Source organism: Methanothermobacter sp. DP (assembly GCF_026692625.1).
Lineage (GTDB): Archaea > Methanobacteriota > Methanobacteria > Methanobacteriales > Methanothermobacteraceae > Methanothermobacter > Methanothermobacter marburgensis.
On the sequence record NZ_CP113501.1, the window covers coordinates 901212 to 917099 of the forward strand.

Annotated in this window: 16 protein-coding genes and 2 tRNA genes; 6 read left to right on the plus strand and 12 right to left on the minus strand. The window is 48.6% G+C overall.

Going from position 1 to position 15888, the window contains the following annotated elements:
- Positions 1–39: 39 nt before the first annotated feature.
- Both OXN82_RS04805 and OXN82_RS04810 read right to left on the minus strand, forming a co-directional pair.
- Positions 40–1359, minus strand: coding sequence for a DASS family sodium-coupled anion symporter (locus OXN82_RS04805; RefSeq protein WP_321210857.1), 1320 nt, complete (start codon positions 1357–1359; stop codon positions 40–42).
- A gap of 273 nt (positions 1360–1632) precedes the next feature.
- Complete coding sequence (locus tag OXN82_RS04810) at positions 1633–2355, minus strand: heparan-alpha-glucosaminide N-acetyltransferase (RefSeq protein ID WP_321210858.1); 723 nt, start codon at positions 2353–2355, stop codon at positions 1633–1635.
- Positions 2356–2495: 140 nt separating this feature from the next.
- On the opposite strand from OXN82_RS04810, the gene OXN82_RS04815 reads away from it, so the two are divergent.
- The 4 genes from OXN82_RS04815 to OXN82_RS04830 all read left to right on the plus strand — a co-directional run bounded on the left by OXN82_RS04815 (position 2496) and on the right by OXN82_RS04830 (position 5131).
- Positions 2496–2569: transfer RNA gene (locus OXN82_RS04815), tRNA-Gly, on the plus strand.
- Between the two features lie 2 nt (positions 2570–2571).
- Positions 2572–2645, plus strand: a tRNA-Gly gene (locus tag OXN82_RS04820).
- 281 nt (positions 2646–2926) lie between these two features.
- Positions 2927–3967 (plus strand): hydroxymethylglutaryl-CoA synthase, encoded by a 1041-nt coding sequence (locus tag OXN82_RS04825; protein WP_321210859.1) that lies wholly within the window; start codon positions 2927–2929, stop codon positions 3965–3967.
- Positions 3968–3979: 12 nt separating this feature from the next.
- Entirely contained in the window at positions 3980–5131 is a 1152-nt protein-coding gene (locus tag OXN82_RS04830) for a thiolase domain-containing protein (protein WP_321210860.1), read from the plus strand.
- A gap of 344 nt (positions 5132–5475) precedes the next feature.
- On the opposite strand, the gene thsA is transcribed toward OXN82_RS04830, so the two are convergent.
- A complete protein-coding gene (gene thsA, locus OXN82_RS04835) occupies positions 5476–7086 on the minus strand; it encodes a thermosome subunit alpha (protein ID WP_321210861.1) in 1611 nt (536 codons plus the stop codon).
- Between the two features lie 157 nt (positions 7087–7243).
- On the opposite strand from thsA, the gene OXN82_RS04840 reads away from it, so the two are divergent.
- Together OXN82_RS04840 and OXN82_RS04845 are read left to right on the plus strand one after the other, a co-directional pair.
- A complete protein-coding gene (locus OXN82_RS04840; protein ID WP_321212155.1) occupies positions 7244–8413 on the plus strand; it encodes a transglutaminase domain-containing protein in 1170 nt (389 codons plus the stop codon).
- 33 nt (positions 8414–8446) lie between these two features.
- Positions 8447–9019: a cyclase family protein gene (locus OXN82_RS04845; RefSeq protein WP_321210862.1), complete on the plus strand. Its 573-nt coding sequence runs from the start codon at positions 8447–8449 to the stop codon at positions 9017–9019.
- A gap of 39 nt (positions 9020–9058) precedes the next feature.
- Here the strand turns inward: OXN82_RS04845 and OXN82_RS04850 are convergent, their stop codons facing one another.
- From OXN82_RS04850 to OXN82_RS04890, 9 genes are all read right to left on the minus strand, one after another.
- The gene (locus tag OXN82_RS04850) at positions 9059–9580 is read right to left on the minus strand and encodes a hypothetical protein (RefSeq protein WP_321210863.1); all 522 of its coding nucleotides are present in this window, start codon (positions 9578–9580) and stop codon (positions 9059–9061) included.
- A gap of 152 nt (positions 9581–9732) precedes the next feature.
- Positions 9733–10203 carry a phosphatase PAP2 family protein gene (locus OXN82_RS04855; RefSeq protein WP_321210864.1) on the minus strand — a complete coding sequence of 157 codons (471 nt, stop codon included), beginning with the start codon at positions 10201–10203 and terminating at the stop codon, positions 9733–9735.
- Between the two features lie 147 nt (positions 10204–10350).
- Positions 10351–11394, minus strand: a complete 1044-nt coding sequence (asd, locus tag OXN82_RS04860) for an aspartate-semialdehyde dehydrogenase (RefSeq protein WP_321210865.1) — start codon at positions 11392–11394, stop codon at positions 10351–10353.
- 12 nt (positions 11395–11406) lie between these two features.
- Positions 11407–12228, minus strand: a complete 822-nt coding sequence (dapB, locus tag OXN82_RS04865) for a 4-hydroxy-tetrahydrodipicolinate reductase (RefSeq protein WP_321210866.1) — start codon at positions 12226–12228, stop codon at positions 11407–11409.
- A 17-nt stretch (positions 12229–12245) separates the two neighbouring features.
- Entirely contained in the window at positions 12246–13136 is an 891-nt protein-coding gene (dapA, locus tag OXN82_RS04870; protein WP_013296009.1) for a 4-hydroxy-tetrahydrodipicolinate synthase, read from the minus strand.
- Entirely contained in the window at positions 13133–14353 is a 1221-nt protein-coding gene (locus OXN82_RS04875; RefSeq protein ID WP_013296010.1) for an aspartate kinase, read from the minus strand. Before OXN82_RS04875 ends, dapA begins: the two co-directional genes overlap by 4 nt.
- Before the next feature lie 47 nt (positions 14354–14400).
- Positions 14401–14589 (minus strand): 30S ribosomal protein S17e, encoded by a 189-nt coding sequence (locus OXN82_RS04880; protein WP_013296011.1) that lies wholly within the window; start codon positions 14587–14589, stop codon positions 14401–14403.
- A 1-nt stretch (position 14590) separates the two neighbouring features.
- Positions 14591–14887: a chorismate mutase gene (locus tag OXN82_RS04885; protein ID WP_013296012.1), complete on the minus strand. Its 297-nt coding sequence runs from the start codon at positions 14885–14887 to the stop codon at positions 14591–14593.
- Between the two features lie 41 nt (positions 14888–14928).
- On the minus strand, positions 14929–15789 hold the full coding sequence (locus OXN82_RS04890) for a shikimate kinase (protein WP_013296013.1): 861 nt from the start codon (positions 15787–15789) through the stop codon (positions 14929–14931).
- Positions 15790–15888: the final 99 nt, after the last annotated feature.

Genomic DNA, 15888 nt, shown 5'->3' on the forward strand with positions numbered 1-15888 from the left:
AAAAGCTTTTTTTATTGGACAGAGTCCAAATCGTTGATTCTATGCTATGAACGGCACCGCGAGTGTTGTAATCACAAGGACCGTCAGGATGATACCCACCACTATCACCGGAATCCCTGCCCTGGGTATGTCGCGGAGCTTAACGTAGCCAGAACCATAGGCCATGGCAACGGTTGGATCAGCCATTGGTAGCATGAAGGACAGCGAACATGCTATGGCAACCGGAACCGCATATATACCCACCGGCTGATGCTGTGCACCTGCAAGGGTCACTGAAAGCGGAACCAGGATCGCTGCAAGTGCTATATTTGACATCACCTGAGTTATAAGCACTGCAAGGACCATGAGGACCAGCATGACAAGAATCGTTGATGGATCAGATCCCAGCATCCTGACAAGGTCATTTATCAGCCATGCGGCGGCACCAGTCTTGAGGAGGGCGCTTCCAAGGGAGAGTGCACCCCCAAAGAACACAATGAGGCCCCAGTCAATATTCTTCTGGGCGTCCTTCCAGGTTATAACACCGGCGAAGATGAACATCACCGCGGCTATCAGTGAAACCGAGTAGCTGTTGATGCCTGTCCATCCAGCTGTCACCCAGAGCAGAATTGCAAATAGGAGTATTCCGGCGCTGACCTTCTCCTCCCTTTTAACCTCGCCAAGTTCCATGAGTTTCTTCCCTATAACTGCGTCACCGTCACATAGGGCTGTGACCTCACTGGGGAATATCCTCATGAGGACAAACCATATTACAAAGAGCATTGCAACTGCAAGGGGGAACCCGAAGATCATCCAGTTGAGGAAGGGTATCTGGGTGTAGGCAGCCGCCATAAGGTTGGGGGCTGTCCCTATCTCCGTCCCGAAGCCACCTGCAAGGGACCCGAATGATGCCCCCAGTATCATTGCCTTTGCATAGTTACTCCTACCCCTCTCAGGCTCAGAACATCCCATTATATCAACTATCTCCTTTATGATTGGAAGGAGCATTGCAAATGCCACCACGTTCTCTATCCACGCTGAGAGGAGGCCCGTGGAGAATATGCTCACAAAGAGGCCCCTCTCGGGTGATGTTCCAAGCCTCCTCAAAAGGTAGTAGGTGAATCTCTGTGCAAGGCCACTCTTCCTTATGGCCTCAGCCATTATGAAACCACCTATCATAAGGAAGAGTATGGGGTTTGCGAATCCTATAACAGCATTTTCAAAGCTCTCAACGCCGATAAGTGGCTGTGCAAAGAGTATTATAAGGGATGTTACCGCAAGTGGAACTGCCTCGGTTGCCCACATTGAAACCGCGAAAACAAGTAAGGATATTGCTGCGTGTCCTGAGGCCTTAAGGCCAGGTAATGGTATCAGGTACACTGCAAGTGCAAGAAGAAAACTCAGAATAAATCCTTTCTTTGCATTCGTAATATTACCTCCTCTTGTTGGTAACTGTAAGTTTCCAGTAGCTTATAATTTTTTACCATATATAAAGAGATTGCCTGTAATACTAAGCCCCTCATTTTGCTGACTACAAGTCCATAGGGAGGTATGCACAGACATAGGTCCTGATGCTTGCAGGTTTCTGCTTGCAATCAATCCATAAGGATGGTCAGCAAAAACTTACATCAGAAAGAGGTAGTGCTTTAACATTTAAATATTCATCAAAAACCATATGAAAGCCAGTATTACAGGCTGGTGGATAAAGTAAATGGCCAGTGAGTTTTTTCCCAGAAATTCAAGTGTATGGTTTCTTCGTGGAAACTCCCAATTCCATCTTCTCCTGTACCCCAGATAAAGAGTATCCCCTGTGAAGATACCAAGGAGTACAACACCAATCCAGGGAAGCATGGGAAAGTAGTCAAGAGTGTAAAATCCAGGGGGCTTAAGCCCAAGCCAGACAAAAAATGGTGTTTCCACCCGCAAGCCTGAAACCCACATACCGGCTGCCAGTGCCAGGAGCGCCCCGATAACCGAGAGTACCCTTCTTCCTGCAAATGGGTATGTGATGATAACAGCAGCACCTATGAAGTGGAGCACCCCGAACACTATGAATCCCTCATGGGGGTATATCCAGGTGGCAGCAGTTATCAGGAGGCCGTAGCTGAATATCCTGATACCCCTCTTAATGTAATGTCCAGGGCACCCAGAACCCCTTCTGGAGTGGCTCAGGCTGAGTGATACTCCCACAAGGAATATAAAGAGAAATGCGGCCAGTCTCCCGGTGAGCCAGATCAGCGGTGAGTTCATATCCAGTTCCACCGCTCCAAGGAAGTTGAGGTCAAAGATCACATGGTATATGATCATCATCACAACAGCGATGCCCCTCAGGGCATCCACCTCATGAAACCTCTCGCTGGACGATGCTTCCCCCATGAATAACCTCCATTTATAAATTGTGTGAGGCCCCGTAAAAGCAGTTCCCACTGCAGGGAGGGCCTCCACAGGGAGTGTTCTGGAAGAAAATAGAAAATTTTATATATGATGATTTCAAACCTTTTCTATGCCTACGAATTGCGGCGTTAGTCCAGCCTGGTTAAGACACTGGCCTGCCACGCCAGCGACCCGGGTTCAAATCCCGGACGCCGCATAGCGGTTGTAGTCTAGTCTGGTTAGGACTCGGGCCTTCCAAGCCCGCGACCCGGGTTCAAATCCCGGCAACCGCATAAAAACTGTTTCTGATGTCAGTAACCTGTTAATTCTAGTGTATATGATAAAATGTTCTTTTACAGTGCCCCATTAATTCACCATAAACCTGTTTCTGGCTGATTTTAACTGTTTATTCCGCTTGAAACTCCATTAGATGTAATCTGCACCTCCCTCCCAGTGGAAGTGACCAGGCATATATCAGCTATATATATTAGAAACCCCGATAGTAGAGCAAAGGATAAGTACTTTAATTCTAGATAATAACAGGATCCAGACTAATATTAATGGTGTGATACTCATGGCTGGAATCGTTGGATATGGAGTTTACGTTCCATCATACAGAATAAAGGTTGAAGAAATAGCGAGGGTCTGGGGAGACGACCCCCAGGCCATATCAAGGGGACTGGTTGTTGAAGAGAAATCAGTTCCAGGTCCAGATGAGGACACCGCAACAATCTCAGTGGAGGCTGCCCGAAACGCCCTCAAAAGAAGCCAGATAGACCCCTCAAGGATAGGGGCCGTCTATGTTGGTTCAGAATCCCACCCCTATGCAGTCAAACCAACAGCAACAATCGTCGCAGAGGCCGTGGAGGCAACTCCTGAAATGACAGCTGCTGACCTTGAATTCGCATGTAAAGCAGGAACCGCAGGTATACAGGCCTGTATGGGACTTGTTGACTCAGGAATCATTGAATACGGCCTTGCTGTTGGCGCAGATACAGCCCAGGGGGCACCGGGGGATGCCCTTGAATACACAGCATCAGCAGGCGGGGCTGCCTACGTCATAGGAAATGAGAACTGTCTTGCAGAGATAAAGGAAACCTACAGTTTCACCACCGACACCCCCGACTTCTACAGGAGGGAGGGAATGCCCTACCCAAGACACGGTGGAAGGTTCACAGGTGAACCAGCCTACTTCAAACATGTTCTTGGCGCTGCAAAGGGCATGATGGAAAAGACGGGCCTTTCTGCAGGTGACTTTGACTACGCGGTTTTCCACCAGCCAAACGGAAAGTTCTACCTGAAGGCAGCAAAAAAACTTGGATTTGAAAGCGAACAGGTGAAACCGGGGCTTTTAACACCGGTAATAGGTAACACATACTCCGGTGCAACACCAATAGGTCTCGCAGCAACACTGGACGTTGCAGAACCCGGGGCAAGGATACTTGCAGTTTCCTATGGTTCAGGGGCCGGGAGTGACGCATTCATAATAGAGGTCACAGACGAGATAGAGAAAAAGAGGGACCTCGCCCCAGCCGTTTCTGACATCATCAGCAAGAAAAAATACGTTGACTATGCACTCTATGCCAAGTTCAAGGGCAAACTCAGGATGGCTTAAGATGGTGATAACATGAGGGATGTAGCAATTATTGGAGTCTCACAGACAAAATTCGGAGAACTCTGGGACGTCTCATTCAGGGACATGATAACCGAGGCCGGCCTCGGTGCCATAGAGGATGCTGGAGTTGAAGGTGCAGACCTCGAGGCCATGTACGTTGGTAACATGTCAGCTGGCCTCTTCATAAAACAGGAGCACATTTCTTCACTCATCGCAGATCATGCCGGTCTAACACCAATACCCTCAACAAGGGTGGAGGCCGCCTGTGCATCAGGTGGACTCGCCCTGAGGAGCGGTATAATGGCCGTGGCATCAGGATACCATGATATTGTGATATCAGCAGGTGTTGAGAAGATGACCGACGTTGTTGACCCCACACCTGCAATTGCAACGGCCTCTGACCAGGAATGGGAGGCCCAGCAGGGTGTAACCTTCCCATCACTCTACGCCATGATGGCAAGGAGGCACATGTATGAGTACGGTACAACGAGGGAACAGCTCGCCATGGTCTCCGTGATAAACCATGAAAACGCCTCAAACAACCCAAGGGCCCAGTTCCCCATGAAGGTCACGGTTGAGCAGGTCATCAACTCAACCATGGTCGCTGATCCGCTCAGACTCCTTGACTGTTCACCCATCTCTGATGGTGCAGCAGCAGTCATACTCTGCCCCGCCGAGATGGCCAGGGAATACACCGATACCCCCGTCTACGTGAAGGCATCTGCACAGGCATCAGGTACCATTGCATTGCACGATAGAAGGGATATAACCCGGATTGACGCCACCGTGAATGCTGCAAGATCCGCATTCAAGATGGCAGATCTTACACCAGGGGACATAGACCTTGTTGAGGTCCATGACTGCTTCAGCATAAATGGTATACTGGCTGTTGAGGACCTTGGATTTGTCGAGAAGGGTGAAGGTGGAAGGGCCTTTGAGGAGGGCATGACCCGAATCGATGGTGACATACCCGTAAACCCCTCAGGGGGTCTCAAGGCACGTGGTCATCCACTAGGGGCCACAGGTATCGCCCAGGCAGCTGAGGTGGTCTGGCAGCTACGTGGTGAAGCCGGTAAAAGGCAGGTTGAGGGTGCTGAGGTAGGTATGACCCACAACATCGGTGGAACCGGTGGTACAGCAGCTGTGCACATATTCTCAAGGTAGCCACCACCACCCCTTTTTTCTGCACTGATAAGCTAAATGACTTTTTCAATTCTATAATAACTCTTTTTATGCTTATATCCATGAAAAACTAAACTGCAATGCCCCTTTTTTTCTCTGAAGGTTCATTATTCCTTAAACCCATAGAATAAGTTCTTACATAGAGAAATGAAAAGTAAATTCCATCTTTGAGATTGTCTTAACTGATGGAGTCAGCAGACTTCCAGCACAGGTTTGTATTTAGAAAACTTAAAAATACTCGAGGTTCAAAAACCTGAAAGTACCTCTATTCTGAATTCACAAGCACATGAAAAGCCTTGTAAAAAAAGAGTATATTATGGGGGTGCCTACATTGGAGGCATTCCGCCCATGTCGCCCATATCCATGTCCTCATCGGATCCGGAGGATGATGCGGCTATAACGTCGTCTATGCGGAGGATCATCTCAGCTGCCTCTGCAGCGGACTGGATGGCCTGTTTCTTGACCTTGTGAGGCTCTATTACACCAGCCTCTTTCATGTCAACGATTTCGCCATCGAAGACGTCAAGTCCCATGTATGGTGACTCCTCGTGGGCAGCCCTGAGGTCCACCAGGACGTCGATGCTGTCGAGTCCAGCGTTTTCTGCGAGGGTCTTTGGAACGATCTCAAGGGCCTCTGCGAATGCTGAGACTGCAAGCTGTTCCCTTCCGCTTATTGAATCAGCGTAGTCCTTGAGCCTCTTTGCGACCTCTATTTCAGGTGCTCCTCCACCTGCAACGACCTTGCCGTCCTCGACTGTTGCTGCAACGACTCCTATTGCGTCTTCGATTGCCCTTTCAACTTCGCTTACAACGTGTTCTGTTGAACCCCTCACAAGTATTGTGACTGCCTTTGGCTCCTTGCATTCCTCAACGAAGATCATCTCTTCGCCTGAGATCTTCTTCTCTGAGACAATGCCTGCTTCGCCTAGGTCGTCCTCACTGAGGTCCTCAATGTTTGTGACTATGCTCGCACCGGTTGCCTTGGAGAGTTTCTCCATGTCTGATTTTTTAACCCTCCTTACTGCAAGGACGCCTGCCTTGGCCAGGTAGTGCTGTGCAAGGTCATCGATACCCTTCTGACAGAAGAGCACGTTTGCGCCTGTCTCGACTATGGAGTTGACCATGTCGCGGATCATCTGCTCTTCCTGTTCAATGAAGGCCTGCATCTGTGATGGGTCTGTTATCCTGATTTCTGCGTCGACTTCTGTCTCTTTGACTTCTATTGGACAGTTCAGGAGTGCTATTTTGGCGTTTTCAACCTTTTTGGGCATTCCTGGGTGAACCCTTTCCTTGTCGATGATGACACCCTGGACGAGTGTTGAGTCGTCCACGGCTGCGCCTTCCTTCTTCTCTATCTTTATGTGGTCCTTCTCGACTTCGCCGTCTTCCTCAACCTGCTGGACAGCGTCAACTATGAGTTCAGCCAGTGGTTCCCTTGCCTTTTCTGTTCCCTTACCGGTCATTGCGGTCATTGCGACCTTTATGAGTGTGTCTCTGTCGCTTGCGTCAATTGCAATGTCGTTGAGTATTTCCTGGGCCTTTTCAGCGGCCTGTCTGTAACCCATTGCAATTATTGTCGGGTGAATCTCCATTTCAAGGAGTGTTTCAGCTTTTTTAAGAAGTTCACCTGCTATTATGACGGCTGTTGTTGTACCGTCACCGACCTCGTCTTCCTGGGTCTTTGCCACCTCAACAAGCATCTTTGCTGCTGGGTGCTCTATGTCCATTTCCTTGAGTATTGTGACACCGTCGTTTGTCACCACGATGTCCCCAAGGGAGTCAACCAGCATTTTGTCCATTCCCTTTGGTCCAAGGGTTGTCCTGACGGTTTCTGCCAGTATTTTACCTGCAAGGATGTTCATTCTCTGTGCGTCCCTTCCAAGGTACCTGCTTGTACCTTCAGGCAGTACAAGAATTGGCTGCTGTCCCTGTGCCATTTAATCACCTCAATTTTTATTATCATTAGTGCATTTATCAATGGGTTAGAGGTTCTATAAATATTTTGCGGTCAATGTATTTATTCAATGGTGACCCTATTTAAATATGGGTAGGACAATGTTTAAATCAGTAGTCCCTGTCTGCCTTTTGGCATTCATGATTTTAATTTTATTAACTGAAGGCTCTTATGCCATTGAAGAAGTTGAGGATCCTCTGAATAGCTCTGATGTTCTCGCTGCAAGTGCCAGAGTTTCCAGTTTTATGGAAAAAAATAAGAGGCTCCCTGAAAACGTCAGTGTGGGTAACAGGACACTTGACACCCCCTCCTATGCCTATGCCCTCAGCAAGGTACTTACAGGTTCAAAGGTGGTGGAAAACCAGACCATTAATGGGCCCCAACTGGATATAAGGCGCATATCAGTGAAACTAACAAAAAATCAGTACCTGGAGATAGCATCAAAATTCCGTAACTTCACATCCAGGACACAATGCTGTCCAGCAACCATCTCCTTCAGTGGGGGTAGGATCGACTTCTACAATGCAGTCTATCTCCTATCAAAGATCGGGCGCTACAGACAATTTCATGGGAAACTTCCCGTGGCCATGCAAATCAGCACCCCACTGCCTTTAAATGCATACCGCATCAATTCCAAAGCCATTGACACAAGGATAAAGAACCTGAAATCCCAGATCAGAAAAACAATTAACCTCATGAACCTTATTAATAAGAGAATCAGATATTCTGGAAACAAAAAAACCATCATGAGGCTTCAGGGAAAACTGAGGTCACTTGAAAAAAAATACAGTTATCTGAATGGTCAGCTCAGATACTATGAGGACCTCAGGAGCAGCCCCTGGTACGTCCCAGCATCCCTCCGACGTTACATAAGGTCCACAGCCCACTGCAACATCAATGATCCCAATATAGTTTACCTTGCCAGGGAACTCTCAGGAAACACCACCCACTCCAATGCACTGAATCTCTTTAGCTGGGTAAGGGACAATATTGACTACTCCTTCTACTACAGGACCCGCTACGGTGCCTCAGGCACACTCAGGTACAGGACAGGAAACTGTGTGGACCAGGCCCACCTCATGGTTGCCCTTGCAAGGACCAGCGGTATACCGGCCCGTTATGTCCGTGGATACTGCAGGTTCATAAGCGGAAACTGGTATTCCCATGTGTGGGCCCAGGTATGGATAAGGGGTCGCGGCTGGGTGACAGCAGACACCACCCACACCATGAACAACCTTGGACATGTTTATAACTGGAACACCAGTGTGTCAGAGGTCAGGGAAGTGCTTCTGGAATATGATCTGCACTGAAACCTTATATCCCCCCATGAGATATCATGATCCATGAAAATCATTGATATGACCCGTAGAATTGAGGATTCCATGCCAGTCTTTCCAGGGGATCCTCCAGTCAGAATAAAGACACTTGAAAATGGAGATTACATTAACTCAGAGATAGAGACAGGATTGCACGCTGGAACCCACATAGATGCACCGGCACATTTAAATTGCTGTGGTGAGACCGTTGATAGGATAGGCCTTGAAAGACTGACAGGGCAGGGCTTCCTTATATCACCCAAAACAGTTAAAATTCCTGATGGAGACATTGCGATTCTGAGAACCGGGTGGGACTCAAAGTGGGGTCTGGATGAATACTTCAGAGACTACAGAGGCATTCCCATGGGTCTTGCAGAGAAACTGGTTGACCATGGAGTGAAGGGGGTGTGCACAGACGGGCCAAGCGTTGACATGCCTGGAGAAACAGCTGTACACAGACTTCTCCTTGAAAACGGGATCTGGATAGTTGAAAACATGAAAAACACGGGTCTGGTTCCAGAAAGATTCAGAATATTCGTTGTTCCCCTGAACGTGAGGGCAGAGGCCTCGCCCGTAAGGGTATTTGCCGTTACAGACTGACCATCATTGAATATGATACTATTTGCCGTTAAAGATCCATCATCTTTCTATTTTCTCCCAGAGCACCCTTCCATCATCTCTCACTGACCTGAAGTAACCCTTCCTTTCAAGGTTCCTCAGTATCTGAACCATGTTCTCAAGTTTCATGTCCCTGAACCCTATTTCATTTAAAAAACTGAGCAGTTCCTCTGCTGTGGATCTTTCATCAGGTAGCAGACGGTAGATCTGTGACTGGAAGGAGGTCAGATCCCTTTCAGGTTTCTGGGTAAGCGCATGGAAGTACTCCCTGTACCTTTTAAGGTCAGATATGCGGGATTCCTTCTCGGCTATGATTGCATTGAGGTCCTGTATTATTTTATCCTTCTCAGCCATGAGACCCTCAAGTTCAGCTATCTTCTGTTCCCTGAGTTTGAGGGTCTCCTCAAGTTTCCTCACCTTCCCTGAGTTCTCTGAATTCTCCCTGCACTTCCTGAGATCCATCTTGAGCTTGCTTATCTCAAGCATGCATGCCTTGACAAGAAGCTTGAGCTGTTCCTTTTCCGAATCCCTCATGAACTTCATGGTACCCCTTTCCCCTTAATTAAATATCACATGGAACCTTAAAAACCTTCCTGAATTCATCCCGGGATACCAGATAGAGTTATATAGCGAAAGAATCTCCACATATTCCCTAAAATGGGAACGAAAACAAAACAATAAGTCCCCCATAAGCATCATTCAAGCCTTTCAAAATTGCAGAGGCCAAAACACTTAACCCTCTCCTCCACCTTCAAAGCCGCAAGGGCACATAGAACTCCAAGGAGTGCCCCTGCAATGACATCACTGGGGTAATGCAGACCAAGGCACACCCTTGAAACACCAACAAGGGAGGCAAGCAGCATGAAAAGCCATAGTCTCCCAAATTTAAAGTAGAGTGCCAGGAACCCGCTGAATGCTGCCACTGTGTGCCCTGATGGCATGGAGTAGCCGCCAACTGTTGTGGTGTGCTTCACCCAGCTGAGAACCTCATAGGGCCTTGGCCTTGCAATAACAGCCTTCAGGAATTCACTGAGAAAGAAGCCCATTAAAAGGGCTGTGAGTGCAATGAACGCGGCCTCCTTCTCATTCTCACCCCCAAAAATGTAGAGTGTGAGGCACAGAAGCACCCAGAAGATCTGGGTTCCGCCAAGGGTTATGATCTGCATCAATGAATCAATAATTGGTGAACTGATTGCTGAATTAAAAAAATAGAGAATGGAGGTATCAATACCCGTAAATGAAAGAAAAGGATGCATCACAAAATAGAGAATGGATGCATCGACACCAGGAAATAAAAAAAATGGATGCATCATTTACAGTATCTCATTTATAAGTTCTGCATTCAGGATCGATGCCCCCGCGGCCCCTCTCACAGTGTTGTGGCCAACAAGGACATATCTAAGACTGTTACTGAATGCCGCATCCTTCCTGAGCCTTCCAACAGTTACAGACATTCCACCATCCCTGTCCCTGTCCATCCTTGGCTGAGGCCTGTTCTCCTCATCCAGGACCATAACAGGTTTTTCAGGTGCTGAGTAGAGCCCCAGTTTCTGTGGGAGCCCCTGGAATCCGTCCATGGCCTCCTTTATGTCCTCAATTACAAATTCATCATCCAGTTCCACGAAGACAGCTTCTGTGTGGCCATCAACAACAGGTACACGGTGGCATGATGCGCTCACACCGAAACTTGCAGGTTTAACCACACCATCATCAAGTTCACCGAGGAGGTGGAGGGTCTCGGTTTCAATCTTCTCCTCCTCGCCTCCGATATACGGGATGATGTTGTCAAGTATAGCCATGGATGGCACCCCACTGTACCCTGCACCTGAAACCGCCTGCATGGTGGAGACATAGACCCTCTTTATGGTGTAGCTGTCATAGATGGGCTTCAGTGTAAGGGTAAGTGCTATGGTGGAGCAGTTGGGGTTGGTTATGATGAACCCATCCCATCCCCTCCTCCTCTGCTGAACCTCTATGAGGTCCAGGAACTCCGGGTTAACCTCAGGGATCACAAGGGGAACATCGGGTTCCATTCGCATTGCACTGGCATTTGAAGCCACGATGTACTTCTCAGCAAATTTTGGCTCAACCTTCCGGGCCACATCTGCGGGAAGTGCAGAGAATAGTATGTCCACGTCCCCCACACTTGCAGGGTCCGTTTCAACAACCTCTATATCCCTTACAGACTCAGGCATCTCACTGTCAAGGTACCAGTTTGCAACCTCCCCGTAGGGTTTCCCCGCGGACCTTGAAGATGCCGCGAGGGTTGTAAGTTCAAATTCAGGATGATTCTCAAGCATCTCAATAAACCGCTGCCCAACCATCCCTGTTGCTCCAAGAACACCAACCTTAACCATAATACCACCTTATCATTTTATTCCAAGCACGTCCCCCATATCCATTATCTTTCCGGGTTCTGCGTGTTCAATGAACCTCACTGCCCTTATAACTCCACCTATAAATGCGTCCCTGCTGTGGGCCCGGTGGACTATTTCAAGGCGTTCACCATCACCTGCAAAGAGGACTATGTGGTCCCCCACTATGTCACCGCCCCTCACAGCATGGACACCTATCTCATCACGGGTCCTCTCACCTGTAAGGCCGGACCTCCCGTGAACCGCTACCTCATCGGGTTTCCGGGAGGTGGCCTCTGCGATAACCTCAAGTGCACGCACCGCGGTACCTGAAGGGGCGTCCTTCTTGTGTCTGTGGTGGGCCTCTATGATCTCAACGTCATAATCAGAGAGTATCGGTGCCAGATCAGAGAGTACCTTGAAGAAGACGTTGACACCCACTGCCATGTTTGGTGAGATAACAGCCCTCAAACCTGTCCTCTCAATGGATTCCCTGATGGTCTGCATCTGTTCATCTGAAAATCCTGTTGTTCCAACCACAAGGTTAACCCCTGCTTCGGTCGCTGTCTTTATGGTTTCAACAGCTGCCGGCGCCACTGTGAAGTCAACGAGAACGTCGGGTTCTGTCTTTCTTAGTGTTTCGGCAAGGTCAGATGCGTCGCTTACCTTAACACCCACTTCGCCTGTGGCTGTGAATTCACCTATATCCCTTCCCTTAAGGGGTGTTCCCGGGGCCTCTATGGCAGCCACAAGCTGCATGTCATCCTCTTCAAGCACCCTCCTTATTATTCCAGACCCCATGCGCCCGCAGGCGCCGGTAACCGCAACTTTGATCATCATAACACCTCAGGGGTTCAGATGAGTGCCAGTTCCTCAAGTACCAGCCTCAGTTTCTCACGGCTGCTGTCCTTTAGGGGTGCTAGCGGCATCCTGACATGACCTGCGGGCCTTCCCATCATGTTGAGGGCCTCCTTGACAGGTACAGGGTTGCTCTCGATGAAAAGGACCTTCATGAGGCTGTAAAGTTCATAGTGGGTTTTCATTGCAGACTCAAAGTCCCCTGAGAGGGCCTCGTTGACGAGTCGGCTCATACGGGCTGGATCGACGTTCGCCACAACAGATATGACACCCTCTGCACCCATTGAGATCATTGGGAGTGTGAGGTTATCGTTACCTGAGAGTATGATAAAATCATCGGTGCCCTGGTCCATCAGCCGTGATTTCAGCATGGAGATCTTATCCAGGTCGGGGCTCGCCTCCTTTATACCGATTATACCGTCGAGCCCTGCAAGTTCAGATACCGTGTCAACGTCGATATCCGTACCGGTCCTTGAGGGCACATTGTAGATTATAAGGGGTATTTCCGATGCCTGCTCCAGCATCCGGTAGTGTTCAATGAGCCCATGGGGCTGGGGCTTGTTGTAGTAGGGTGTTATTACAAGGGCCGCGTCTGCACCTGCGTCCCCTGCATACCTTACAAGGCCAAGGGCCTCCCTTGAGGAGTTGCTCCCTGCCCCAGCAATGGTCTTAACACGCCCGTTAACCTCATCCACAAGTATGTCAATCATTCTCCTCTGTTCCTCATGGGTTATGGTTGCTGATTCACCTGTTGTGCCAGCAACCAGCAAACCATCAACCCCATTCTCAATCAGGTAGTTTATGTTTTCCCGCAGCCCGGCCTCATCCACCCGGTCATCATCTGTGAATGGAGTCACCATGGCCACTACTGTGCCTTCAATCTTCATTCAAGAACACCCCTTACAAGTTCATACGCCTTTTTACCATCATTCCAGTCAACAAATATAACCACAGATGTCTGTGAGGATGAAATTTCAACTATGTTAAGGTCATTATCCCTGAGGGGCTTGGTGATCTCGGATATTATGCCCGGAGTGTCTATGAAGTCAGGGCTGGATATGGTTATCATGGCAATATCCCTTCCCAGGGAGAGTGAACTGAGGTTATCATCTGCAATGACCACATCATGGAGGAGCCTGTGCGCCTCATCGGCGTCCTTCTTATCAACGAATATTGTAACGGAGTTCTGGCCTGTTGAAATTCCTATGATGTTGATGGAGTTCTCTGCAAGCTTTGAGGTTAACTTTGCCAGTATACCGGGCTTGTTGAGTATCTTCTCCCCCACAACCGCAACCACAGATATTGGTTCAGGGTTGAGGGTTGTTGTCTTGACCATCTTATTCTTTGACGGGCCTATGATTTCAGTGCCCGGGGCTGAGAGATCCCCGTGCTCAAAACCTATGATCTTTGCATTGATATCCGGGTCCTTGTATTTCAGGGCATGTGGATGTAGTACCTGCGCCCCATGGGTTGCAAGATCCCTCATCTCCTCAACAGAGATCTTATCAAGCTTCTTTGCGCCCTGCAGTTTATTTGGATCCGTTGACATTACGCCCCCAACATCGGTTACGATTATAACCTCATCCGCCTTCAGGCAGTGTCCCAGGAGGAAGGCTGTGATGTCACTTCCACCCCTTCCCAGGGTTGTTATGTAACCATTGGGGTCCCTACCAAGGAACCCGCACACCACCGGTATTATTCCCTGGTCGAGGAGTTTGAGGAGTTCCTTTGACTTCTTCTCGGTTGCCTCAAAGTCCACCTTAGCATTTAAAAGGTTGCTGTCGGTTATTATTGGCCATTCATCCATGAATGGGTCTATGTATTCAGATTTAACTCCAAGTGCCTCTATTGCAGAGGAGAATATCCTTACACTGGTCATTTCACCCATGGATACTATTTCAGCCAGCTGCTTTTCTGTAACAGCATCTTCCATTGCCTCATCAACTATCTGAAGGAGTTCATCGGTTGTCTTATTGATGGCAGATACAACAACAACGACCTTCTTGCCCTTCATGTACTCCTTCACGACAGAACGGGCAGCTTTTTTAATTCGTCTACCATTTCCTATAGATGTACCGCCAAATTTAGCAACTATTAACTCCATTAACCTTCACAACCTTTTAAATGTTGAAAATGGAAAAAAAATCAAAATTATTTCTGCTGGCTGATTATCCTTGTGATGTAACCTGCTATCTTGTTCCTGAGGTGTTTTGTGCTGACTGTTGAGAACTCCTCCACAAGTTTCTTGTTTTTATCAAAATCAGATGTGAATTTACCTGGGTGAGTTTCTATCAGTTCTTTCGCGATTCTTTTTACAAAGGAAGTTCTTATGTTTCCCATTTCATTGCCTCCTTAACAGTTCTTTCTGTTCAGTTTTGCTTAGATCCATCAGAATCTTCATCAGCTGTATGAGCTTATCCTCATTGATACCATAGGCCCTGGCGATTCTCCGGGTCCTCTCTATGATCTCAAGCTCCCTCTCAGGGTCGAATATTTCCATTCCCAGGGCAACTTTGGCCTCAGCTATCTCACGTGCAAGGGATGTCCGTGAGGATATGAGGTCAAGGATCTCCCTGTCTATTCTATCTATTTCCCTTCTGGACCTTTTAAGGGTTTCCAGTGCTCTGGATTCGTCCATAAAACATTCCCCGAGCTTCAAAGCTTTAAGGGTCACCGGGATCAGTCAAGCACATGTGTACCCTGGTTATCCACTGATGTTACAGTAACATTGCCCTCAAGGTTCTCCCATGAATCAATGACCTTCCCTGCAGAATCCTCATCAGCCAGCGCCACAAAGGCCGGTCCTGTGCCTGAAAGACCCGCTGAGAGGGCACCTGCCTCAAGGGCATCGAGGGCTATTCCCGGATCGAATCCCAGGGATGCACAATAGAGTATCCCGTTGAGTGTCAGTGCACTGTGCACCCTGCCCTCAAGGACCTCCCTGAAGGCCATGTCAACCCAGGGGGCCAGCAGTTTCATCCTCGGGACATCTGATTGTGCAGTCAGTGATTTTCTGTCCGGCATGTATATTAATACCTTTTGATTTTCCATTTCCCTCCTGCAGATTATACGCCTTGCCATGTTATCTGTCACGGTGAGGCCCCCATAGAATGATGCGCTTGCATCATCATAGGCCCCTGTCACCGTCACCCCTGCCCTGAGGGATGCGTCCACTGCCATGTTGAGCATCTCACTTCCATCCATGGGTTCCAGCTGAAATTCCTCTGATATGAGTTCAGAAACCGCCATCACGGTGGCATTGGATGCCGCGCTGCTGCTTGAAAGACCGCTCGCAACGGGTAAATCAGAGGCTGTGACCACCCTCACGCCAGTATCGGCGCCGTAATGCTCGAGGACCATCTCTGTGCATAGCTCTATGAGTGCTGTGTCCGCACCCTCAAGGGAGATACACTCTATACCGGAATCTATGAGTTCTGCCTCTGCCCTGACACTGAGGCCTATCCCGAATGCCGAGCCCCTCCCTGTTGCAATGGCATTTATAACCGTGGCTGATCCAGGTGCTCTTACTGCTTTTCTCAACCTATCACTCCAAACAGTTCATATACCTAGATTATATAAAACTATTTATATAAGGGGTTGCAGTCTAATTAATACAAAAACAGGAAAGTTTAGGATGGG

Coding starts and splice junctions, on each gene's coding strand:
- OXN82_RS04810 (WP_321210858.1), bottom strand. CDS start 2,355: ATGGGGGAAGCATCGTCCAGCGAGAGGTTTCATGAGGTGGATGCCCTG.
- OXN82_RS04850 (WP_321210863.1), bottom strand. CDS start 9,580: ATGAAGTTCATGAGGGATTCGGAAAAGGAACAGCTCAAGCTTCTTGTC.
- dapA (WP_013296009.1), bottom strand. CDS start 13,136: ATGAAGATTGAAGGCACAGTAGTGGCCATGGTGACTCCATTCACAGAT.
- OXN82_RS04885 (WP_013296012.1), bottom strand. CDS start 14,887: ATGGACGAATCCAGAGCACTGGAAACCCTTAAAAGGTCCAGAAGGGAA.
- dapB (WP_321210866.1), bottom strand. CDS start 12,228: ATGATCAAAGTTGCGGTTACCGGCGCCTGCGGGCGCATGGGGTCTGGA.
- OXN82_RS04840 (WP_321212155.1), top strand. CDS start 7,244: ATGATTTTAATTTTATTAACTGAAGGCTCTTATGCCATTGAAGAAGTT.
- OXN82_RS04825 (WP_321210859.1), top strand. CDS start 2,927: ATGGCTGGAATCGTTGGATATGGAGTTTACGTTCCATCATACAGAATA.
- OXN82_RS04855 (WP_321210864.1), bottom strand. CDS start 10,203: ATGCAGATCATAACCCTTGGCGGAACCCAGATCTTCTGGGTGCTTCTG.
- thsA (WP_321210861.1), bottom strand. CDS start 7,086: ATGGCACAGGGACAGCAGCCAATTCTTGTACTGCCTGAAGGTACAAGC.
- asd (WP_321210865.1), bottom strand. CDS start 11,394: ATGGTTAAGGTTGGTGTTCTTGGAGCAACAGGGATGGTTGGGCAGCGG.
- OXN82_RS04845 (WP_321210862.1), top strand. CDS start 8,447: ATGAAAATCATTGATATGACCCGTAGAATTGAGGATTCCATGCCAGTC.
- OXN82_RS04880 (WP_013296011.1), bottom strand. CDS start 14,589: ATGGGAAACATAAGAACTTCCTTTGTAAAAAGAATCGCGAAAGAACTG.
- OXN82_RS04875 (WP_013296010.1), bottom strand. CDS start 14,353: ATGGAGTTAATAGTTGCTAAATTTGGCGGTACATCTATAGGAAATGGT.
- OXN82_RS04830 (WP_321210860.1), top strand. CDS start 3,980: ATGAGGGATGTAGCAATTATTGGAGTCTCACAGACAAAATTCGGAGAA.